This is a genomic window from Pseudomonas sp. MF6394, assembly GCF_002018845.1.
Taxonomy (GTDB): Bacteria; Pseudomonadota; Gammaproteobacteria; order Pseudomonadales; family Pseudomonadaceae; genus Aquipseudomonas; species Aquipseudomonas lactis.
The window spans coordinates 158,142-179,316 of sequence record NZ_MVOJ01000012.1 but is presented as its reverse complement, the minus strand read 5'-3'; the positions used below and the strand labels follow the sequence as shown (position 1 = coordinate 179,316).

At 61.3% G+C, this 21,175-nt stretch carries 20 protein-coding genes; 4 read left to right on the top strand and 16 right to left on the bottom strand.

Features of this window, described 5'->3' with window-relative positions:
- Positions 1 to 82: 82 nt before the first annotated feature.
- On the top strand, positions 83 to 1,333 hold the full coding sequence (locus tag MF6394_RS15035; RefSeq protein WP_047710257.1) for an OprD family porin: 1,251 nt from the start codon (positions 83 to 85) through the stop codon (positions 1,331 to 1,333).
- Between the two features lie 82 nt (positions 1,334 to 1,415).
- Complete coding sequence (locus MF6394_RS15030) at positions 1,416 to 2,315, top strand: polysaccharide deacetylase family protein (RefSeq protein WP_078466965.1); 900 nt, start codon at positions 1,416 to 1,418, stop codon at positions 2,313 to 2,315.
- A gap of 131 nt (positions 2,316 to 2,446) precedes the next feature.
- Here the strand turns inward: MF6394_RS15030 and pcaC are convergent, their stop codons facing one another.
- From pcaC to pcaR, 11 genes are all read right to left on the bottom strand, one after another.
- Entirely contained in the window at positions 2,447 to 2,845 is a 399-nt protein-coding gene (pcaC, locus tag MF6394_RS15025) for a 4-carboxymuconolactone decarboxylase (protein WP_003189316.1), read from the bottom strand.
- Positions 2,846 to 2,855: 10 nt separating this feature from the next.
- Positions 2,856 to 3,647: a 3-oxoadipate enol-lactonase gene (gene pcaD / locus MF6394_RS15020; protein WP_078466964.1), complete on the bottom strand. Its 792-nt coding sequence runs from the start codon at positions 3,645 to 3,647 to the stop codon at positions 2,856 to 2,858.
- Between the two features lie 10 nt (positions 3,648 to 3,657).
- The gene (locus tag MF6394_RS15015; protein ID WP_078466963.1) at positions 3,658 to 5,022 is read right to left on the bottom strand and encodes a 3-carboxy-cis,cis-muconate cycloisomerase; all 1,365 of its coding nucleotides are present in this window, start codon (positions 5,020 to 5,022) and stop codon (positions 3,658 to 3,660) included.
- A gap of 10 nt (positions 5,023 to 5,032) precedes the next feature.
- A complete protein-coding gene (locus MF6394_RS15010) occupies positions 5,033 to 6,328 on the bottom strand; it encodes an MFS family transporter (RefSeq protein ID WP_032893116.1) in 1,296 nt (431 codons plus the stop codon).
- A gap of 207 nt (positions 6,329 to 6,535) precedes the next feature.
- Positions 6,536 to 7,102, bottom strand: a complete 567-nt coding sequence (pcaG, locus tag MF6394_RS15005) for a protocatechuate 3,4-dioxygenase subunit alpha (RefSeq protein WP_044272689.1) — start codon at positions 7,100 to 7,102, stop codon at positions 6,536 to 6,538.
- A 1-nt stretch (position 7,103) separates the two neighbouring features.
- Positions 7,104 to 7,808 carry a protocatechuate 3,4-dioxygenase subunit beta gene (pcaH, locus tag MF6394_RS15000; protein ID WP_044272687.1) on the bottom strand — a complete coding sequence of 235 codons (705 nt, stop codon included), beginning with the start codon at positions 7,806 to 7,808 and terminating at the stop codon, positions 7,104 to 7,106.
- A 21-nt stretch (positions 7,809 to 7,829) separates the two neighbouring features.
- The gene (pcaF, locus tag MF6394_RS14995) at positions 7,830 to 9,032 is read right to left on the bottom strand and encodes a 3-oxoadipyl-CoA thiolase (protein ID WP_169855585.1); all 1,203 of its coding nucleotides are present in this window, start codon (positions 9,030 to 9,032) and stop codon (positions 7,830 to 7,832) included.
- The gene (locus tag MF6394_RS14990; RefSeq protein ID WP_078466962.1) at positions 9,029 to 9,808 is read right to left on the bottom strand and encodes a CoA-transferase subunit beta; all 780 of its coding nucleotides are present in this window, start codon (positions 9,806 to 9,808) and stop codon (positions 9,029 to 9,031) included. The genes pcaF and MF6394_RS14990 overlap by 4 nt, the downstream gene beginning before the upstream one ends.
- Positions 9,808 to 10,665, bottom strand: a complete 858-nt coding sequence (locus tag MF6394_RS14985; RefSeq protein ID WP_003189300.1) for a CoA transferase subunit A — start codon at positions 10,663 to 10,665, stop codon at positions 9,808 to 9,810. Before MF6394_RS14985 ends, MF6394_RS14990 begins: the two co-directional genes overlap by 1 nt.
- 248 nt (positions 10,666 to 10,913) lie before the next feature.
- Positions 10,914 to 12,254 (bottom strand): MFS transporter, encoded by a 1,341-nt coding sequence (locus MF6394_RS14980; protein ID WP_078466961.1) that lies wholly within the window; start codon positions 12,252 to 12,254, stop codon positions 10,914 to 10,916.
- A 145-nt stretch (positions 12,255 to 12,399) separates the two neighbouring features.
- Positions 12,400 to 13,242, bottom strand: a complete 843-nt coding sequence (gene pcaR, locus MF6394_RS14975) for a pca regulon transcriptional regulator PcaR (RefSeq protein ID WP_003189296.1) — start codon at positions 13,240 to 13,242, stop codon at positions 12,400 to 12,402.
- A gap of 550 nt (positions 13,243 to 13,792) precedes the next feature.
- On the opposite strand from pcaR, the gene MF6394_RS14970 reads away from it, so the two are divergent.
- Together MF6394_RS14970 and MF6394_RS14965 are read left to right on the top strand one after the other, a co-directional pair.
- Positions 13,793 to 13,993 (top strand): hypothetical protein, encoded by a 201-nt coding sequence (locus MF6394_RS14970; protein WP_003189295.1) that lies wholly within the window; start codon positions 13,793 to 13,795, stop codon positions 13,991 to 13,993.
- A 332-nt stretch (positions 13,994 to 14,325) separates the two neighbouring features.
- A complete protein-coding gene (locus tag MF6394_RS14965; RefSeq protein WP_003189291.1) occupies positions 14,326 to 15,801 on the top strand; it encodes an inorganic phosphate transporter in 1,476 nt (491 codons plus the stop codon).
- Positions 15,802 to 16,486: 685 nt separating this feature from the next.
- Here MF6394_RS14965 and MF6394_RS14955 read toward each other — a convergent pair.
- The 5 genes from MF6394_RS14955 to tmk form a co-directional block, all read right to left on the bottom strand.
- Complete coding sequence (locus MF6394_RS14955) at positions 16,487 to 17,455, bottom strand: GTP 3',8-cyclase MoaA (RefSeq protein ID WP_044272683.1); 969 nt, start codon at positions 17,453 to 17,455, stop codon at positions 16,487 to 16,489.
- Between the two features lie 139 nt (positions 17,456 to 17,594).
- Positions 17,595 to 18,260, bottom strand: a complete 666-nt coding sequence (locus tag MF6394_RS14950; RefSeq protein WP_003189287.1) for a TetR/AcrR family transcriptional regulator — start codon at positions 18,258 to 18,260, stop codon at positions 17,595 to 17,597.
- Positions 18,261 to 18,705: 445 nt separating this feature from the next.
- On the bottom strand, positions 18,706 to 19,491 hold the full coding sequence (locus MF6394_RS14945) for a TatD family hydrolase (protein ID WP_044272681.1): 786 nt from the start codon (positions 19,489 to 19,491) through the stop codon (positions 18,706 to 18,708).
- A 62-nt stretch (positions 19,492 to 19,553) separates the two neighbouring features.
- Positions 19,554 to 20,543 (bottom strand): DNA polymerase III subunit delta', encoded by a 990-nt coding sequence (locus MF6394_RS14940; RefSeq protein WP_032893125.1) that lies wholly within the window; start codon positions 20,541 to 20,543, stop codon positions 19,554 to 19,556.
- Positions 20,536 to 21,168 carry a dTMP kinase gene (gene tmk, locus MF6394_RS14935; RefSeq protein WP_047710253.1) on the bottom strand — a complete coding sequence of 211 codons (633 nt, stop codon included), beginning with the start codon at positions 21,166 to 21,168 and terminating at the stop codon, positions 20,536 to 20,538. The genes MF6394_RS14940 and tmk overlap by 8 nt, the downstream gene beginning before the upstream one ends.
- Positions 21,169 to 21,175: the final 7 nt, after the last annotated feature.

The window sequence follows — 21,175 nt, the reverse complement described above, 5'->3', positions numbered from 1 at the left end:
CCCTCCCCCACTTTCATCGCCCCCGCACCGCCGCGCACCATGGCCGCCACCTGCATAAACCCAATAACAACAGGTCCACACCATGAGCACTTTCCAACCGCGCCAGCTGTTGCTGGCGGCTGCTGTCGCCAGTTCTGCCCTGCCCGTTTTCGCCCAGGAGCACGGCTTTCTCGAAGACGCCAGCGCCAACCTCAACCTGCGTAACTTCTTCTTCAACCGCAACTTCACCAACCCGACCAAAGCCCAGGGTGGCGCGCAGGAGTGGACACAAAGTTTCATCCTCGACGCCAAGTCCGGTTTCACCCAGGGCACAGTCGGTTTTGGTGTGGACGTGCTGGGCTTGTACTCGCTCAAGCTCGATGGCGGCCGTGGCACGGGCGGCACGCAGTTGCTGCCGCTGGACCATGACGGCCGGCCAGCCGATGAGTTTGGCCGGCTGGGCGTGGCATTCAAGGCGCGCTTTTCCAAGACCGAGCTGAAGGTGGGCGAATGGATGCCGGTGCTGCCGATCCTGCGCTCCGACGATGGTCGCTCCCTGCCGCAGACCCTGCGTGGCGGGCAGATCACCTCCAAGGAAATCGACGGCCTGACCCTCTATGGCGGCCAATTCCGCGCCAACAGCCCGCGGGACGACGGCAGCATGAGCGACATGTCGATGGTCGGCAAAACCGCCTTCACCTCCGACCGCTTCAATTTCCAGGGCGCCGAATACGCATTCAACGACAAACGCACCCAAGTCGGCGTGTGGAATGCCCAGCTCAAGGACATCTACAGCCAGCAGTTCGTCAACCTGATCCACAGCCAGCCCGTAGGCGACTGGACCCTGGGCGCCAACCTAGGCTTCTTTTACGGCAAGGAAGACGGCAGCGCTCGCGCCGGAGACCTGGACAACAAAACCTGGTCCGGTTTGTTCTCAGCCAGGTACGGCGGCAACACCTTCTACGTCGGCCTGCAAAAACTCACCGGCGACAGTGCCTGGATGCGCGTCAACGGCACCAGTGGTGGCACCCTGGCCAACGACAGCTACAACTCCAGCTACGACAACGCGCAGGAAAAATCCTGGCAGGTTCGCCACGACTACAACTTCGCCGCCCTCGGCGTACCAGGCCTGACGTTGATGAACCGCTATATCAGCGGCAGCAACGTGCATACCGGCACCATCACCGACGGCAAGGAGTGGGGCCGCGAGACCGAAGTGGGCTATACGGTGCAGAGCGGCACCCTGAAAAACCTCAACGTGCGCTGGCGCAATTCCAGCATGCGCAGGGATTACAGCAACAACGAGTTCGATGAGAACCGGTTGATCGTCAGCTATCCGATCAGTCTGCTGTAACCCGGTATAGCACTTACTGTATGGTGCGCGCCTGCCGCTGCTGATCCCCCCAGCAGCGGCCTTTACTCGGGCCCTGCACGGCATGAAATCCTTCGCTACAGCAATCGCACTGTTTGCCCTGGCCTTGAGCCTGGGGGGCTGTATCAGCGCGCCCATCGCCCTGACGCCTCAAACCGAACAGCGCCTGCAAACCCAGGCGCCAATCCGCTTTCTGCTGACCTTCGATGACGGCCCTAGCGCCTCCGGCTACAACAACCCGAGCCGCTCGGTAGTGGCCGACCTGGCCAATAATCCGGTGTTGCCGGGGATCAAGGCGGTGTTTTTCCTGCAGACCGAGGCCGCTCGCTCAGGCGGCAGTTCCCGGGGGCGCAAGACCATGGAGCGTGAACACGCCGCCGGTCACGTCCTGGCCTTCCACACCGCCACCGCGTTTCACACCAATCATCGTTGGTTGAATGACGCCACGCTGGAACACACCCTTACCGAAGGCGCCGCAGACATTGCCGCCATCACGGGCGCCCCACCCGTGCTGGTACGCCCGCCCTTCTGGAACTACGACAAGCGCACCTTCGCCGCCTATCAACGCCACGGCATGCAGGTACTGCTGACGGATTTGAGTGCCAATGACGGCAAGATCTGGGGTTTCAACGCCAGCCCGCGTCGGCGGGCCAACCTGTATCGGCAACTGTCGGTGGTGCGCGAGCGCATCGCCTTGGGTGAGCTACCGACGGTGGAGGGCGTGATCCCGGTGGTGGTGACCTTCCATGACATCAACCGCTACACCGCGCGGCATATGCAGGAGTACTTGCAGATCCTGATGGACAGCGCGCGGGTCAACGGTTTGAAGACAGCGGCAGAGCCGTTCTATACCGACCACGCCGCGCTGGAACGTGCAGCGCTGGCCCGTACGGTCAAGGCTGTGAACGCGCCGGTGCATCTGCCGGGGGTGTGGAATTGGGTGTGGGATGGTGATTCACACTAATGCCCTGAACTTGTGACGATCCCCTGTGGGAGCTGGCTTGCCTGCGATAGCAATCTGTCAGTCAGCCCAATATTGACTGGCCCACCGCAATCGCAGGCAAGCCAGCTCCCACATTTGATTGCATTTCATATTCAGTCTTGCTGGCGAGACTCCACACCCAACTCATCCCACACTGACTCAGCCAAGTGAAACGTCGCATTCGCCGCCGGGATCCCGCAATAGATCGCACTCTGCATCAACACTTCCTTGATCTCGGCGCGGGTTACGCCGTTGCTCGCGGCAGCGCGCAGGTGCAGTTTCAGTTCTTCACTGCGGTTCATGCCGATCAGCATCGCGATGGTGATCAGGCTGCGGGTATGCCGAGGCAGGCCGGGGCGGGTCCAGATGTCACCCCAGGCATGGCGGGTGATCATTTCCTGGAACTCGCTGTTGAACTCGGTCAGGGCATTGAGGCTGCGGTCGACGTGGGCATCGCCCAGTACTTCGCGGCGCACCTGCAGGCCCTCGGCGTAACGTTGTTTCTCGTCCACAAACAGCTCCTCAGCGGGCCAGCAGAAATTCGATCACCCGGTCGCTGAACGCAGCACCGGCCTGAACGTTGGACAGGTGCGCCGCATAGAACTCGGCATACTCGGCACCCTGCACATGGCTCTGGATAAAGTGGCCACCGGCTGGCGGCGTCACCGCATCTTCGGTACCGGCAATCACCAGGGTCGGCACCTTGATCGAGGACAATTGCTCACGGAAATCCGCATCGCGCACGGCGCCGCAGTTGGCGGCATACCCCTCGGGCGACGTGGCCGCGAGCATGTCAGTGATCTGCTTGGCCTGATGCGGGTGGGCGGCGGCGAAATCTGCGGTGAACCAGCGCGCAATCGACGCATCGCGCAGCGCTACCATCGCGGCTGCGCCATCACGCAGGACCATTTCGATACGCGGGTTCCATACCTCGGGCGTACCGATCTTGGCCGCGGTGTTACACACCACCAGGCGTTGCAGACGCTCGCCGGCATGGATGCCCAGCCATTGGCCGGTCAAGCCGCCCATGGACAATCCGCAAAAATGCGCCTTCTGGATATCCAGCGCATCCAGCAGTGCGATCACGTCTTGGCCCAGTTGCTCAATGCTGTAAGGCCCCTCGGTCACCAGGGATTGGCCGTGGCCGCGGGTGTCGAAGCGCAGTACGCGAAAATGCTCGGTGAAGGCCGGAATCTGGATATCCCACATATGCAGGTCGGTACCCAGGGAATTGGACAGCACCAATACCGGTGCGTCGGCGGGCCCCTCGAGTTGGTAATGCAGTTCGCCCTCGGCGAGTTGTACAAAAGCCACAGCGTTCTCCTCAGGCAGTCAAAGCAAAATGTTCGGTCACTGCACGCGTAACCCAGGTGGACGCCTGGCCCAGGTAGTGGGCCGGGTCGAGCAGGCGGTCCAGTTCAGCCGCTGACAACTCGGCGGTGACGTGCGCTTCATCGGCCAGCACCGCACGCAAATGGCGCTGCTCGGCGACCGCACGTTTGCAGCACTGTTCCAGCAGATGGTGCGCGGTGTCGCGGCCCAAGCGTTGGGCGAGCACGATACTCACCGCTTCGGCTAGCACTAGGCCCTGGGTCAGGTCGACGTTCTGTGCCATGCGTTCGGCATTCACTTCCAACCCCTCACTGACCAGAATTGCCTGGTGCAAGGCACCGGACACCAGGCGGCAAATCTCCGGCAAGGTCTCCCATTCGGCGTGCCACAAGCCCAGGCTGCGTTCGTGCTCTTGGGGCATGGCGCTGAACATCGTCGCCACCAGGCCCGGTACACGGGTGGCTGCGCTGATCAGCACCGCGGCGCCCACTGGATTGCGCTTGTGCGGCATCGTGGACGAACCGCCCTTGCCCGGCGCCGAAGGCTCGAACACCTCCGCCGCTTCGGTCTGCATCAACAGGCTGATATCGCGGCCCAATTTGCCGAGGCTGCCGGCGATCAGGCCTAGCAGGCTGGCAAACTCCACCAGACGGTCACGCTGGGTGTGCCAGGGTTGTTCCGGCAAACCCAGTTGCAACTCGGCGGCCAAGGCTTCGGCCACCGGCATGGCGTGTTCGCCGAGCGCCGCCAACGTGCCTGATGCGCCGCCAAATTGCAGCACCAGCAGGCGCGGCTTCAATTCGGCCAGGCGCTGGCGACTGCGCGTCACCGCGCCCAGCCAACCGGCGATTTTCATCCCCAGGGTGACCGGCGTCGCGTGCTGCAACCAGGTGCGCCCGGCTAAAGGCACGGTGGCATAACGCTGGGCCTGGGCGGCCAACACATCCCCCAGGCGAGCCAGGTCGGCCTCGATCAGTTCCACCCCACGGCGCAGTTGCAGCACCAGGCCGGTGTCCATCACGTCTTGGCTGGTTGCGCCCAGGTGCACATAACGCTCGGCGTCGGCGTCCTCACTGGCGATCAACTTACCCAACGCCTTCACCAATGGAATCGCTGAGTTGCCCGCCGTGGCAATCGCGCTGCCAAGGGCATCCACGTCATACAACGACGCCAGGCACGCCTGGGCAATCGGTGCGACGGCGGCCTGGGGAATCAACCCGACGCGGGCCTGCGCCCGGGCCAGTGCGGCTTCGAAATCCAGCATGCCCTGCAAGCGTCCCTGGTCACAGAACACGTCGGCCATGCTGTCAGCGGTGAAATAAGCGTCGAACAGTTGATTGCTCGTGCGCAACGTCATAACTCATCCCTTACAGATCGTGATGCAGGTACGCCGCCTGTTTCGGCAGGCGCAAGCTGAACAGGAAGGCCACCGCCATCATCGCGGTGACGTACCAATAAAAGGTGTTTTCCATGCCGATGGATTTGAGGCTCAGCGCAACCACTTCTGCCGAACCGCCAAACACCGCGTTAGCCACTGCATACGCCAGGCCCACGCCCAATGCACGCACCTGCGGCGGGAACATCTCCGCTTTGACCAGGCCGCTGATGGAGGTGTAGAAGCTGACAATCGCCAAGGCCAGGGTGATCAGCACAAAGGCCAGAAACGGGCTGGTCACGGTTTTCAAGGTCAGCAGGATCGGCACGGTAAACAGCGTGCCAAGGCCGGCGAACCAGAGCATCGAATTACGTCGGCCGATCTTGTCGGCCAACATGCCGAACAACGGCTGCATGCACATGTACAGAAACAGCGCGCCGGTCATGATGTAGCTCGAGGTCTTGGCGTGCATGCCCACGGTATTCACCAGGTACTTCTGCATGTAGGTGGTGAAGGTGTAGAAAATCAGCGAGCCGCCGGCGGTGTAGCCCAGCACCGTGATGAAGGCTTTGCCGTGGTCGCGAAACAGCGCGACGATACTGCCGGCGTCCTTGTCTTCGCGCATTTCCTTGCTGGTGGTTTCTTTCAGGGTGCGACGCAGCAGCAGGGAGATCACGGCGGCAATGGCGCCGATCACAAACGGGATGCGCCAGCCCCAGGCGCGCAGTTCTTCTTCGGTGAGGATCTGCTGCAGGATCACCACCACCAGCACCGCCAGCAACTGGCCGCCGATCAGGGTCACGTACTGGAACGAGGCGAAGAAGCCACGCTGGCCCTTGAGCGCGACTTCACTCATGTAGGTGGCCGTGGTGCCGTACTCGCCGCCCACCGACAAGCCCTGGAACAGCCGCGCCACCAACAGCAACGCCGGGGCCCAGGCACCGATGTCGTTATAGGTGGGCAGGAAGGCGATGACCAGGGAGCCGCCGCACATCATCAGCACCGAAATCATCATCGAATTCTTGCGCCCGTGCTTGTCGGCCACCCGGCCAAACAACCAGCCGCCAATCGGGCGCATCAGGAACCCGGCGGCAAACACACCGGCGGTGTTGAGCAACTGCACCGTAGGGTCATCCGAGGGGAAAAACGCCGGGGCGAAATAAATCGCGCAGAAGGCATAGACGTAGAAGTCGAACCATTCGACCAGGTTGCCGGAGGAAGCACCGACAATCGCAAAGATCCGTTTGCTGCGTTCTTCTCCGGTGTAGTGGCTGGTTTTTGTTGTCATGTTTTTTTACTCAGTGGGAACGGTTATAGCCTAGACATACTTTGCAACAACCCTGTTCCGCAAGCAGACTTTTGGATAGGTGGAGCCTGAACCTCATCCCTGTAGGAGCGAGCTTGCTCGCGAAAAACCTGAGAGCGCCGCGTTCATTCAAGCTGACCGCGTTATCGTTGGCGATTTTCGCGAGCAAGCTCGCTCCTACAAGAGCGGTCAATAGTCGAAGAACACCGTTTCCTTATCTGTGCCCTGCAAAATCACATTCCACTGATAAACCCCTGCCGCATCAGCCTTGGCAATCAGGGTGCTACGACGTTCCGCCGGTACACACGCCAGCAACGGGTCATCGCCATTGAGCGCCTCACCGTCAAAATAAATCCGCGTCAGCAAGTGCTTCACCAACCCACGGGCAAACACCAGCACCACCAAATGCGGCGCCTGGGTGGTGCCCTTGAGCCCCGGCACACTGCCCGGCTTGATGGTGGTAAAGCGAAAACGCCCTTCGGCATCCACCGGCACGCGGCCGAAACCTTCGAAGTTCGGGTCCAGCGCTTTGTCCTGCTCATCTTCGGGGTGGGCATATTTGCCGGCGGCATTGGCCTGCCAGACTTCCAGCATGGCGTCGTTGACGACATCACCGTTGCCGTCCACCACTTGCCCGCTGATTGCCACGCGTTCGCCGAGGGTGGCAGTGACGGTCAGGTCTTCACGGTTCAGCCAGGTCAGGCCAATGTGGTAATACGGCCCGACGGTGTGGGACGTGGTCGCGTTGAGTGTCATCTCATTTCTCCATCGGCGTGGCGTCGCGGCCGCGCAGGACGATGTCCCAACGGTAACCGAGGGCATAGGAAGGAATGGTTTTTTCCAGGTCGAAACTGGCGATCAAGCGTTGCTTGGCGCTGGTATCCGGCACGCAGTTGTAGATCGGGTCGTACTCCAGCAACGGGTCGCCCGGGAAATACATTTGCGTCACCAAGCGCGTCAGCACGCTGGGGCCGAACAGCGAAAAGTGGATATGCGCCGGGCGCCACGCGTTGTGGTGGTTGCCCCACGGGTAGGCGCCAGGCTTGATGGTCTGGAACTGGTACCAGCCGTCGGCGTCGGTGACGGTGCGCCCGGTGCCGGTGAAATTCGGGTCCAGCGGCGCATCGTGCAGGTCGCGCTTGTGGTTGTAGCGGCCAGCGGCATTGGCCTGCCAGATCTCCACGAGGATGCCCGGTACTGGCAATCCGTTTTCGTCCAGCACACGACCATGAATAATGATGCGCTCGCCTTGCGGCTCGCCCTCATGCTGGGCCGTCAGATCGTTGTCCTTGTCATTGATACGTTCGGCGCCGATGGTCGGGCCGGTGATTTCCGACAAGGAATGGGGCAGGAACACCAACGGCTGGGACGGCGAACGCAGGTTCGTCGACTGGTAGGCCGGGTGCAGGTAATCAGGTTGAGTGCCCGCTTGCGGGCGCCGGTAACCGGGCTTGTCACTCATGGAGCAATCCTCTTTTAGTTATCAGACGCGTTCAATCGCCAGGGCCAGGCCTTGGCCAACGCCAACGCACATGGTCGCCAGGCCTTTGCGGCCGCCGGTTTTTTCCAATTGGTGCAGGGCCGTCAGTACCAACCGCGCACCACTCATCCCCAGGGGATGGCCGAGGGCAATGGCGCCGCCGTTGGGGTTGACCTGGGGCGCATCGTCGGCAATACCCAGTTCGCGCAGCACCGCCAGGCCTTGGCTGGCGAAGGCTTCGTTGAGTTCGATCACGTCAAAGTCGGTGACCGCCAACCCCAGGCGCTCCACCAGCTTGCGTACCGCCGGCACCGGGCCGATGCCCATCACCCGCGGGGCGACACCGGCACTGGCCATGCCCAGCACACGGGCGCGAGCGGTGAGGCCGTGTTGCTTGACGGCCTCGGCGCTGGCGAGGATCAGCGCGGCGGCGCCATCGTTGACGCCCGAGGCATTGCCAGCAGTGACGGTCTTGTCCGCGCCGTTGACCGGCTTGAGCTTGGCCAGGGCTTCCAACGTGGTGTCCCGTGGGTGTTCATCGTGTTCCACCAGGGTTTCGCCTTTTTTATGGGCGACCCGCACCGGAACGATTTCCTCGGCAAAGAACCCGGCGGCCTGGGCGGCGGCGGTGCGTTGCTGGCTGCGCAGGGCGAAAGCGTCCTGGTCGGCGCGGGAAACCTGATAGTCATCGGCCACGTTATCGGCCGTCTGCGGCATGGCATCCACGCCGTACTGGGCCTTCATCAGCGGGTTGATAAAGCGCCAGCCAATGGTGGTGTCTTCCAACTTCATGTTGCGCGAGAACGCCGCGTCGGCCTTGCCCATCACAAACGGAGCGCGGGACATCGACTCGACGCCACCGGCAATCGCCAGCTCCATTTCACCGCTGGCAATCGCACGAAAGGCGGTGCCGATGGCATCCATGCCCGAGGCGCACAAGCGGTTGAGGGTCACACCAGGAATACTTTCCGGCAGCCCCGCCAGCAGCAACGCCATGCGTGCCACGTTGCGGTTGTCTTCACCGGCCTGGTTGGCGCAGCCGAGGAAGACTTCGTCTACGGCGCTCCAGTCCACCGATGGGTTGCGCTCGATCAACGCCTTGATCGGCAGCGCCGCCAGGTCGTCGGCACGCACCGTGGACAGGCCACCGCCGAAACGGCCGATAGGCGTGCGAATGGCATCACAGATATAAACCTCGCGCATCAGGCTTCTCCCGGTGCTTGGCCGTGGGCAGCGGCCGTGCGCGCTTCGAGGTCACGCAGGGCGGTCAGTTCGGTATCGGTGGGTTCAGCGGTTGTGCTCACCTGGTCGGCAAAGCGAATCGCCCAGCCGGTGGCGGCGACCACTTGCTCGCGGGTCACGCCCGGATGCAGCGCAGTGACCACGAACTCATGGCTGCCCTCCTCCGGTTCCATGATGCACAGGTCGGTAATGATGCCCACCGGGCCGGCGCCGGGCAGGCCCAGACGCTTGCGTGAGTCGCCACCTTCGCCGTGCCCCACAGAGGTGATGAAATCGAGTTTGTCGACGAACGAACGGGACGACTGCTTCAGGATGATCAGCACGCTCTTGGCGGAACCTGCGATTTCCGGCGCGCCACCGGCACCCGGTAAACGCACTTTGGGCTGGTGATAATCACCGACCACGGTGGTGTTGATATTGCCGAAACGGTCGACCTGGGCCGCGCCGAGAAAGCCGACATCAATACGCCCGCCCTGCAGCCAGTAGCGAAAGATCTCACCGGTGGGCACCACAGTGTCAGCGGTCTCCGCCAGCTCGCCATCACCGATGGACAGCGGCAATACGCTGGGCTTGGCCCCAATCGGGCCCGACTCGTAGATCAGCACCACATCCGGCGACGATGTCAGGCGCGCCAGGTTGGCGGCCTTCGATGGCAGGCCGATGCCGACGAAGCACACCGAGCCGTTCTTGAGGCGGCGTGCGGCAGCGACGGTCATCATTTCATTGGTGGAGTAAGCCATTACTTAGCCTCCTGCGCAGTGGCCAGCTTGGCCTGGAATTCACTGAAGTCGGCAGTGCCGTGGATGTATTCGTCGATCCAGGCGGTAAAGGTCCCACGGTCGCGGGCAATCGGGTCCCACGCCTGATAGAAGCGGTTATCCCGCTCGTTGTAGCCGTGCGCGTAGGAAGGATGGGCACCACCGGGTACGTGACACACCGCCGTCAGCGCCCAGGTCGGCAGCACGCAGCTGTTCATCGGCGCGTTCAGGTCGTCGACGATTTCCTCGACGGTGACGATGCAGCGCTTGGCCGCCAGGGCCGCTTCCTTTTGCACCCCCAGAATGCCCCAGAGCAGCACGTTGCCTTTGCGGTCGGCTTTCTGCGCGTGAATCACAGTGATGTCCGGACGCACCGATGGCACTGCCGCCAGCACTTCACCGGTGAAGGGGCAAGTGACGGTCTTGATCAGCGGGTTGACCTTGGGCAAGTCGGAACCGGCGTAGGCACGCAACACGGCGAACGGCAGGCCGGAGGCACCGGCGACGTAGGCATTGGCCAGGTCGGCGTGGCTGTGCTCTTCGATCTCCAGCGCTTGCGGCCATTGTTTCTCTACCGCGTCACGCAGACGATGCAGGGAACCCACGCCCGGGTTGCCGCCCCAGGAGAAAATCAACTTGCGCGCACAGCCGGCACCGATCAACTGGTCGTAGATCAGGTCAGGCGTCATGCGCACCAGTGTCAGGTCTTTCTTGCCCTGACGAATGATTTCATGGCCTGCGGCCGTAGGGATCAGGTGGGTGAAGCCTTCGAGGGCGACGGTATCGCCGTCGTTCACGAAGCGCTTGACCGCATCACGCAGGGTGAGGATTTCAGCCATGGGGTTGGGCTCCCGGTGTTGATCGAAAAAGGCGCTGAGGTGGCGCCGAAGTGCTTGAAGATTAAGCCGGGGAAATGGGCCAAACAATCCGATAATCGACTGAGTGTTCGATTATCGAACCGATTGTTACTTAACTAATCATCTGCAAGAACAGGGGCAATGTGGGAGCTGGCTTGCCTGCGATGGCGCCTGTGGATTCAACACCGCTATCGCAGGCAAGCCAGCTCCCACAGGGGTAGTGATCGGTTTCAGGTGGCATCGGCATGGCTGACCATGCCCTTGATCACCACCGCTGCCGTGGCCAATGCCGCCGGAATCACAAGTGCCGTGAGCACCTGCTCGAAGTTCCAGCCCAGGCCCAGCAAGGTAGCGCCCATCCACGCCCCCAGAATCGCGCCGAAGCGGCCGATGCCGAGCATCCACGACACCCCGGTGGCACGGCCCTGAGTAGGATAGAAACGTGCCGCCAGGGATGGCATCGCCGATTGCGCCCCGTTGACGCACATCCCGGCGACCAGCACCAGGGTGGCCAACAGCGTGATGTTGCCCAGGCTCTGCCCCACCGCGTAGGCAAACACCCCGGCCAGCAGATAGAACGTACCGATCACTTTGTGCGGGTTGAACCGGTCCATCGCCCAGCCCACGCCCACCGCGCTCAGCACCCCACCAAATTGGAACAGCGCGCCGATAAACGCGGCCTGCTCCATGCTCGCGCCACTGTCGCGCATCAAGGTCGGGAGCCAACTGGTCAGCAGGTAAACGATCACCAGGCCCATGAAATACGTGAGCCACAACAGCAAAGTGCCAGCGCTGTAGGTGCCCGAGAAAATCACCGCGAACACATTGCGGGCCTTGACGGTTTTTTGCTCCGGCACGCTGAAGTGAGTGGCCTGGGCGACGATGCTTGGCTCGATAGGAGCCAGGGTCTTGCGCACCTTGTCGGTACCGCGATTGCGCACCACCAGGTAACGCGCCGACTCCGGCAGCCAAACCAACAGCACCACCGCGAGGATCAACGGAAGGATGCCGCCGATCAGTAACAGGCTGTGCCAGCCGAACGCGGGGATCAGCTTGGCCGAAATAAACCCACCGCCGGCCATGCCCAGGTTGAAGCCACAGAACATGCTGGTCACCAACAAGGATTTATGCCGCTCCGGGGTGTATTCAGAGAGCAAGGTGGTGGCATTCGGCATGCCGGCGCCCAGGCCCAGGCCGGTGAGAAAGCGCAGTACCAGCAACTGGTCGACATTGGTGCTGTAGGCCGACGCCAGGCTGAACGCACCAAACACCAACACCGCGCCGACCAGCACGACTTTGCGGCCAAAGCGGTCGGCCAGCGGGCCGGAACCGAGTGCGCCGAACACCATGCCGATCAACGCGGCGCTCATCACCGGGCCGAGGCTGGCGCGGTCGATGCCCCAGTCCTGGGACAGTGCCGGCGCGATAAAGCCCATGGCGGCTGTATCGAGGCCGTCGAGAAAGACAATCAGGAAACACAGGATCACCACGCGCCACTGATAGCGCGAAAGTGGCTGGGTGTTGATAAAGGACTGTACGTCCAGGGTGGTACCGACATAAGGCTGATTCATTATTTTTATTCCACACCGATGGCGGGCTGACGACCTGGGGCCGTCATTCTTATTGGGCAGCTCCTCAGAGCGCTGCCGCACATTAATAAGCCAAGGGAAACACCGTCAATCGAGCCCGCCGGGATCTGTGCGGTCACCGAACAGCTTAGGCAAACAGCTGCGCACTCAGCTCACGGCTGGCGCTGAGCATGCTCGGCAAAAAGCGCTGCTCCAACTCGCTGCGGCTGACCCGACCGGCGTGGGTGCTGACATTCAGCGCGGCCAATACCTGGCCGGACGCGTCATACACCGGCACCGCGATGGAGCGCAGGCCCTGCTCCAGTTCCTGGTCGACAATGCACCAGCCCTGCTGACGCACCTGTTGCAGGCATTCGAATAACGCTTGCGGTGTTGTCAGGGTGCGGCTGGTCTTGGTTTGCAGGTCGGCATGGTCGAGATAATCCTGCAGCGAGGCATCGTCGAGGGCGGCCAGCAGAATGCGACCCATGGACGTGCAATACGCAGGCAGGCGCCCGCCTACCGAAAGGTCAACCGAGATCAGGCGCTGGGTAGTGGCAGAACGGGCGATATAAAGGATGTCATCGCCCTCCAGAGTCGCCATGTTGCAGGCTTCATGCAGTTGCTCGCTCATGCGGTCCAGATAAGGCTGGGCCGAGACAGCCAGCGGTGTGGACGACAGATAGGCGTGACCGAGGGTCAGCACCTTGGGCAACAACGAATAGGTGCGCCCGTCCGTGGTGGCGTAGCCGAGCTTGATCAAGGTATGCAGGCAACGGCGCACCGCAGCGCGGGGAATTTCCGTGCGGTGGCTGATCTGGGCGATGGTCAGGTGACGCTTGCGCTCCTGGAACGCCTGCACCACGGCCAGGCCACGGGCCAGGGACGTCATGAAATCCGGATCACCGGTGAATGCCTGGATACGCTTGGCCGGTGAAGCCACGATCGGCGGCGCCACTGATGCAAAGGAGTTGCGCAATTGATCGTTCATTTCAAAGGGCCTTCTCTTGTTATCACCACGGGAGGGTTGGCGGCTATTACAAGCCGTGCCGGTCGCACCGCACAAGCCAGCGGCGGCAACATTGGGCGATTATCGGACGATCATGCGATTATCGCAATTTGGCGCAGCCCCACCCGCTCACGTTTCAGATTTGCCTGATGCCCCTGCAAAGTGCCCACACTTACCCTGCCAACAGAATGAATACAGACATGAAGATGACGGTGTTCACAAATAATGCGGCGGTATGTAACAAACTCCAAACACGTCGTTGACGCTTTTTAACTTCATGATGATAGTGTTATTCAAATGCGCCGCTATAATGCAACCTGTGCAGAGGTCAGCCCGGTATCACCATCGGGAGTGGAGCTCACCAGGCATTGCAGGCTGCTGGCGACGCCGGTCACAAGTACTCGCTTAAAAGAACGGCCCTCAGGCCCATGTACCAACTTGAACGGTTCGACTGTTTTATTTGGTATCGCCCGAGGACGACTTTCAGGCATGACGCTGCGCAATCAATAAACTCAACTCATTAGGTAATACTGTGACGAAAGATGAACTGCGCGCGGAACTTGAGCGCCAGGAGCAACGTTACAAGGATGTCTACGGCGGGGAAGTCACCACCTACGCCGCGCAACCCGAGCCGGAACGCAAACCATGGCGTAAACGTGCCAGCCTGCTGGACCAGGCATTTGCCCAGGAAATCCAAAAGATCGAGCAGGAACTCAAGACCGAGGAGCCATAAGCGCTTCGGTTCGAGCTTCAAGGGTCGTGCTGTCTCTGCCGGTGCAGTACTGGCAGAGGACACCTGCTTTAGCGTCCGCTGGTCAGCAACCTACATCCACCTACGAAATTTCATACAAATGTTTCAGGCATGGCGTTTTCATGAAGAAAGCCCGTCTTCTGGGGCCTGCGCTTTATAAATCAAAGACTTGCCAAAGCCCCGAAAACCCTGGGATGCGTGCGTCTTGCCGCATTTTTTTCCAGGAAGATTGTTACCGATGAGCAGCTAATGCATCGATTACTGATGTTTTCTGGCATAATCGCGCCCCCTTACGACCGGGTCAGAAAACCTTCATGATCGATTTATTCAGCGGACTGGATGCTTGGGTTCTCGTGAGCCTGTTGCTCGCCCTGGCCTTTGTCCTCGCCTTCGAGTTCATCAATGGCTTTCATGACACCGCTAACGCGGTGGCCACAGTCATCTATACCAAAGCCATGCCGCCACACTTGGCCGTGTTCTTCTCCGGGGTGTTCAATTTCCTCGGCGTATTGCTCGGTGGTGTCGGTGTCGCCTACGCCATCGTGCACTTGCTGCCGGTGGAGTTGCTGATCAATGTGAACACCGGCCATGGCCTGGCAATGGTCTTCTCGTTGTTGGCGGCGGCAATCACCTGGAACCTGGGCACCTGGTACTTCGGTATCCCCGCCTCCAGTTCCCACACCCTGATCGGCTCGATCCTCGGTGTCGGCCTGGCCAACGCGTTGATCAACGACATCCCCCTGGCTGACGGTGTGAACTGGCAGAAGGCCGTGGATATCGGCGCGTCGCTGGTGTTCTCGCCGATGGCGGGCTTCCTGGTCGCCGCCCTGGTGCTGATCGGCCTGAAGTGGTGGCGCCCGCTGTCGAAGATGCACAAGACCCCGGACCAGCGCCGCAAGCTTGACGACAAAAAGCACCCGCCGTTCTGGAACCGCCTGGTGCTGGTGATTTCGGCCATGGCTGTGAGCTTCGTGCACGGCTCCAACGATGGCCAGAAAGGCATCGGCCTGATCATGCTGGTACTCATCGGTATCGTGCCGGCGCAGTTCGTATTGGACCTGGGCAGCACCACCTACCAGATCGAACGTACCCGCGACGCCACCCTGCACCTGAACCAGTTCTACCAGCGCAACCACGAGACCCTCGGTGAGTTCCTGGCCCTGGGCAAAAGCGTGAAGGATGATCTGCCGGGCAAGTTCCGCTGCAACCCGCAGCAGACCGAACCGACGATCAACGCGCTGCTGGGCACCCTCAAGGGCGTCTCGGACTACCACTCGCTGACGGCCGACCACCGCATCGAAGTGCGTCGTTACCTGCTTTGCCTGGATGACACCGCGAAGAAAGTCGGCAAGCTGCCAGGCCTGGACTCCCGTGAGAAGTCCGACCTCGACAAGCTGCGCAAAGACCTGACCGCCACCACCGAGTACGCCCCGTTCTGGGTGATCCTCGCGGTCGCACTGGCCCTGGGCCTGGGCACCATGGTGGGCTGGAAGCGCGTGGTGCTGACCATCGGTGAGAAGATCGGCAAGCAAGGCATGACCTATGCCCAGGGCATGTCGGCGCAAATCACCACGGCCACCATGATCGGCTTTGCCAATATCTTCGCCCTGCCAGTGTCCACCACTCACGTCCTGTCTTCTGGCGTGGCGGGCACGATGGTTGCCAACAAGAGCGGCCTGCAAGGTGGCACGGTCAAGACCATCCTGATGGCTTGGGTATTGACCTTGCCAGCGACCGTAGGCCTCTCGGCCGGGTTGTTCTGGTTGGCGTCCAAGGCATTGGGCAACTGATAGCCAGCCGGCAATAAAAAAGGTGCGATCCGCGAGGGTCGCACCTTTTTTTATGTTCCAAGCGCACCGTAGTCCACCTGTGGCAAGGCATCTTGCCCCCGTGGCGACCGGACAGCCGACGCCTATCTACCTGACACCCCGCAATCAAACTGTGGGAGCTGGCTTGCCTGCGAAGACGCCCTGACAGCCTACACCTATCTAACTGACACCCCCGCGATCCAACTGTGGGAGCTGGCTTGCCTGCGATGACGGCCTCACAGTCGACACTGTTATACCGAGTACATATCCATTGCTGCGGTAACGGCCACTTAGGGTTCCGCCCTGACGGCGGCTCACTTTTGAAAAGAGCCCAAAAGTAAGCAAAAGGCTCTTACCCCACCACTCGGCACCTCGCTTAGGCTCGGTGTGCCCGTAATCCGCCAGTGATTTGGGGGGCCGCCGCCACGCGCCATCCATGGCGCGGGGCGGCTAAACCGGCATCCCTGCCGGTTTACCCCCCAAATCCCTGTCGAATTCCGGCCAGCGTGGTTTAACGGGGCGCCTGAGATCAAAAGCAAGATCAAAAGCGGCTCGCTTCGCATCGTGGTTACCGTCGGTGGCTACAACCTAGAAAGCTGTGAAGGATCTATAAGCATCGCAGGCAAGCCAGCTCCCACCACTGATGTGCAACCGAATTAAAACGCGATCAGCCGCCGATGATCTTCATGATCGTGGCACCGCCGGAAAACGCCACTTCCTGCTTGTCAGCCAAGGCTTTCATCAACAAGCCCTGCAACGCCGGCAACGCCTGGTGACGCGGTTGATCAAGCAAGTCACCAACATAATGGCGATTGCTGGACGACAGGCACCCATGCAGCCAACCGGTGGAGGACAATCGCAACCGCGAACAGGTGCGGCAGAACGGTACGCTCTCGTTGGCGATCACGCCGAAGAAGCCCTTGCCCGGCACTTCGTAGCGTACCGCAGTCGCATCGACGGGCGCGTTGGCTTGCAGGTATTCATGTTGTTCGCCGATCAAGCTGAGGAGCTGTTGCAAGCTGACGAACTGTTGCAGGAATGCGTTGGAGTCTTTGGCCAGGTGGCCCATGCGCATCAGTTCGATAAAGCGCAGCTCGTAACCACGCTCCAGGCAGTAATCGAGCAGCGGCATCACCTGGTCCAGGTTCTGGCCGCGCAACGGTACCATGTTGACCTTGATCTTGATCCCAGCAGCACTGGCCTGGTCCATGCCATCGAGCACGGTGGCCAGGTCGCCGCCACGGGCGATGCTGCGAAAAGCATCGGCATCCAGCGTGTCGAGGGAGACATTGATGCGCCGAATGCCGGCAGCCACCAGCAACGGCAGTTTGCGCGCCAGCAGTTGGCCGTTGGTGGTCAGGCTGATGTCGCTCAGGCCCATCTGCCCTACCGCGCCCATGAAGGCTTCCAGCTTGGGACTGACCAGCGGCTCACCGCCAGTAATGCGCAAGCGCTCGATACCCGCCGCTTCGATCAGGTAAGCCACGCCCCGGGCCATGGCTTCGGCCGACAGCTCATCCTGGGCAGCCACCAACCGCTTGCCGTCTGGCACGCAATAGGTACACGCATAGTTGCAGGCTGAAGTCAGGCTGATCCGCAAATTGCGAAAACGCCTGCCTTGACGATCAACGATCATGGATCACTCCGGCAGAGGATAATTCGGGCGCGCTAAAAGCTGACTCATAACTCAGCTTTTAGCAAGGTCCTTGCCTGAGTATATTCCTGGGTTACTGCGCCTGGCAGTAAATCATTGCGCCATCACTGTGGCGAATAACTTACGTGGCAGGGGTTTCGCCGCTCTTCTCGGCGCCCGGCAGTTCCGGGCTGTGCTTGCGCTTGTTACCCATGCGCACGCCGATGTCCATCAGGAATTGGAAGAAACCTTCCTGGTCTTCCAGCACATTGCTCCAGAACGGCGAGTGGTACAGCGCCACAGCGCCATGCACCAGGGCCCAGGCGGCGCAGTAGTGGAAATACGGAGGCACGTCTTCAAGCTTGCCTTCGCTGATACGGCCCTTGATCAGCAGGGTCAGGCGTTCGAAGTTCGAGGCACGGATCTTGTGCAGTTCCTCGACCATCTCCGGCACTTGGTGACCTTTGACCACCTTTTCTTCGAGGCGGTCGAACAGGCGATAGCGCTGCGGGTCACGCATGCGGAACTCGAAGTAAGCGCGGGACAGGGCTTCCTTGTCTTTGTCGACATCGGCCGAGTGCAGCAACTCGTTCAAATCGCGCTCGTAGTCGAGCATCAGGCGCAGGTAGATTTCGGCCTTGGACTTGAAGTGTTTGTAGATCGTGCCTTTGCCGATACCCACGGCATCCGCAATCATCTCGACGGTGACGCTGTCTTCACCTTGTTCGAGGAACAGCTTGAGCGCGGTGTCGAGAATTTCCTGCTCACGGCGGCGAAACTCACGGACCTTACGGGGTTCTTTGTGCATGAGGAAGAGTCTGCAAAGGTCGGAAATAGGGAGGGTTGCGCAGGGCCATGGATACGTGGCGATACGATTTACCCGATGCGAGGGATTATCCCGACTGAACGGTCGTTGGGCAATGTCTATGTGAACCCGTCAGGCACATAACTTTCAATGCGCCAACGATTTCGTGGTTATCAGTCAGAAATAATACGCAACACCTGAACCTGCCCATCAGCGCAATGAGAACTCAAGCGAAGGCGGCGTATTCCAAATCTGTTTAAAAAACGATCAATCACGACTGGACTGAATGGGATAGTGGTCAATACTTCAACTGTCGGCGCGACATCTCCCCCAAGTGACGCGTCGACCTGGGTACCGACGGACTGCGTGCCCTTGTTTTACTCCTAATGGTCTTAGCCCGGATTCACCCCCCAGAACCCGGGTTTTTTTTGCCTGCAATTCAGCCGCTCTAACCGGCTACGTGGGCCAGCGGGAACAGGCGCTTGAAGTTTTCAGTGGTCTGCTCGGCAAAACGCTCGTAAGACTCACCGCGCAGCATCGCCAGGTAATCAGCCACGTCACGCACATATTCGGGCAGGTTCGGCTTGCCGCGATGGGGGATGGGCGCCAGGTACGGCGAGTCGGTTTCCACCAACAGGCGGTCGGCAGGCACCTGGCGGGCCACATCGCGCAGCGCGTCGGCATTGCGGAAGGTGACGATGCCCGACAGGGAAATATAGAACCCCAGGTCCAGGGCAGCCTTGGCCATGTCCCAGTCTTCGGTAAAGCAATGCAGCACGCCGGCCTGTGGCAACGCGGCTTCCCGCAGCAAGGCCAGGGTATCGGCGCGGGCGCCTCGGGTGTGGACGATCACCGGCTTGCGCGTCTGCTGGGCGGCTTGCAGGTGCAGGCGGAACGAGGCCTGCTGCAACTCGGCAGCTTCAGGCTCGTAGTGGTAGTCCAGGCCGGTTTCGCCAATGGCCACGACCCGCGGGTGGTTGAGTTCACCCAGTAACCAATCGAGCGCCGGGGCTTCGCCAGGCTTGAGGTCCAGCGGGTGGATGCCCACCGAGCAATCGACGTCGGCGTAGCGATCAGCCAGGGCTTTGACGTCGGCGGCATTGTCGGCGCTGACGCCAATGCACAGGAAGTGCCCTACACCACGCTGGCGGGCCGCTTCAAGGGCGGCGTCGAGGGAGCCGCCGTGCTGGGCAAGGTCGAGGCGATCAAGGTGGCAATGGGAATCTACGAGCATAGGAATCAGGGCTTAAGTCACAAAAGAGGTAGGGCCAACGATACACCCGTCGGCCACGGAATTTAACGGCGCCCGAGCAGGCCTACCCACTGCACCAGCAATGCCTCGAGCAACAGCACGCGGTTGAGGTTGGCCTTGCCGAGGACTTTCTGGCGCTGGGCGAGGATCCAGTCCTGGATGTTCAGCACTTTGTCCTGGGCACTTTTTTGCGCCAGGTATTGCACGACCTTGCGCATATCCGCCAGGCCCAGGCCGCTCTCATCCTGGGTAAGCTGATAGCGCAGGATCAGGCTGGACCAGTCGCAGAACCAGTCGAACAGCAGCAACAGCGGAATGTCCTTCCAGGCGCTTTCGGCCAGTTGCGTGGCGGACAGTTCCTGCTTGAGCAGTTTCTTCACGCCATCCACGACCAGTGCACGCTGTTCGCGCACGCCCTGGGCCTGCAGCTTCACTGCCGCCAAAGGCGAACCGGCCGCCAGGGTCAGCAACTCGCCGCGTTCTTCTGCGCTGCATTCGGGCAACGCCTGCGCCAGCCATTGCAGGCTCATGGCCTCGCTGGGCAACGGGCAAGCCTGCTGCACGCAACGGCTGCGAATGGTCGGCAACAAGCGGCTGGACTGGTGGCTCACCAGCAACAGCACGGTATCGCCGGACGGCTCTTCAAGGCTTTTGAGCAAGGCGTTGGCCGCGTTGATATTCATCGCCTCGACCGGCTCGATCAGCACCACTTTGCGCCCGCCCATCTGCGCGGTCTGCACCACGAAGCTGACCAGGTCGCGCACCTGGTCGACCTTGATGGCCTTGTCCGCTTCCTCGGGTTCCAGCACATAGTTGTCCGGGTGACTACCGGCCTTGAGCAACAGGCAGGACTTGCACTCGCCACACGCCTCCAGATTGACCGGGCGTTGGCACAACAGGCTCCCCATCAGGCGTTCGGCGAGGTGGCGCTTACCGATGCCCACCGGCCCATGCAGCAGATAGGCGTGGGCGTGCTGTGCGCGCCCCGCCAGTTGCTGCCAGAGGCCGTCCTGCCACGGGTAGGACTCAGCCACGGCTACGCTCCAACAGGGCGGGCAACAGCGCGTCGATAGCCTGTTGCACCTGGCTCAGCGGCTGGGCGGCGTCCAACAGGTAATAACGTGCGGGCTCAGCCTTGGCGCGCTGCAGGAAAGCGCTGCGCACTGCATCAAAAAAGGCCTGGCCTTCCAGCTCGAAACGGTCCAGGCGGCCCCGCGCACTGGCGCGGGCCATGCCCACTTCCACCGGCAGGTCGAACAACAGGGTCAGGTCGGGGCGCAGATCGCCTTGCACGAAAGTTTCCAGGGTGGCGATACGCTCCAGGGACAAACCCCGGCCCCCGCCCTGATAGGCGTAGGTGGAATCGGTAAACCGGTCGCAGATCACCACGGCACCCCGCGCCAGGGCCGGGCGAATCACTTCGGCCAGGTGCTGTGCCCGGGCGGCAAACACCAGGAGCAACTCGGTGTCCGGGTTCATCGGCTCGTCACCCGGGGCTAACAGCACTTCACGGATGCGCTCGGCCAACGGCGTACCGCCCGGCTCACGGGTCAGCACCACCTCGATGCCCTGCGCACGCAGGCGCTCGGCCAGGTAGTCACGGTTAGTGCTTTTGCCGGCGCCTTCCGGGCCTTCCAGGGTAATAAACAAGCCAGTCACAGGCAGT

What these genes read in the sequence shown, in the direction of transcription:
- MF6394_RS14950 (WP_003189287.1), bottom strand. Translation starts at nt 18,260, where the DNA reads ATGCACAAAGAACCCCGTAAGGTCCGTGAGTTTCGCCGCCGTGAGCAG.
- MF6394_RS15030 (WP_078466965.1), top strand. Translation starts at nt 1,416, where the DNA reads ATGAAATCCTTCGCTACAGCAATCGCACTGTTTGCCCTGGCCTTGAGC.
- MF6394_RS14990 (WP_078466962.1), bottom strand. Translation starts at nt 9,808, where the DNA reads ATGGCTTACTCCACCAATGAAATGATGACCGTCGCTGCCGCACGCCGC.
- MF6394_RS14980 (WP_078466961.1), bottom strand. Translation starts at nt 12,254, where the DNA reads ATGAATCAGCCTTATGTCGGTACCACCCTGGACGTACAGTCCTTTATC.
- pcaG (WP_044272689.1), bottom strand. Translation starts at nt 7,102, where the DNA reads ATGACACTCAACGCGACCACGTCCCACACCGTCGGGCCGTATTACCAC.
- MF6394_RS14985 (WP_003189300.1), bottom strand. Translation starts at nt 10,665, where the DNA reads ATGGCTGAAATCCTCACCCTGCGTGATGCGGTCAAGCGCTTCGTGAAC.
- MF6394_RS14955 (WP_044272683.1), bottom strand. Translation starts at nt 17,455, where the DNA reads ATGATCGTTGATCGTCAAGGCAGGCGTTTTCGCAATTTGCGGATCAGC.
- MF6394_RS14945 (WP_044272681.1), bottom strand. Translation starts at nt 19,491, where the DNA reads ATGCTCGTAGATTCCCATTGCCACCTTGATCGCCTCGACCTTGCCCAG.
- MF6394_RS15010 (WP_032893116.1), bottom strand. Translation starts at nt 6,328, where the DNA reads ATGACAACAAAAACCAGCCACTACACCGGAGAAGAACGCAGCAAACGG.
- pcaR (WP_003189296.1), bottom strand. Translation starts at nt 13,242, where the DNA reads ATGAACGATCAATTGCGCAACTCCTTTGCATCAGTGGCGCCGCCGATC.
- MF6394_RS15015 (WP_078466963.1), bottom strand. Translation starts at nt 5,022, where the DNA reads ATGACGTTGCGCACGAGCAATCAACTGTTCGACGCTTATTTCACCGCT.
- pcaH (WP_044272687.1), bottom strand. Translation starts at nt 7,808, where the DNA reads ATGAGTGACAAGCCCGGTTACCGGCGCCCGCAAGCGGGCACTCAACCT.
- MF6394_RS15035 (WP_047710257.1), top strand. Translation starts at nt 83, where the DNA reads ATGAGCACTTTCCAACCGCGCCAGCTGTTGCTGGCGGCTGCTGTCGCC.
- MF6394_RS14965 (WP_003189291.1), top strand. Translation starts at nt 14,326, where the DNA reads ATGATCGATTTATTCAGCGGACTGGATGCTTGGGTTCTCGTGAGCCTG.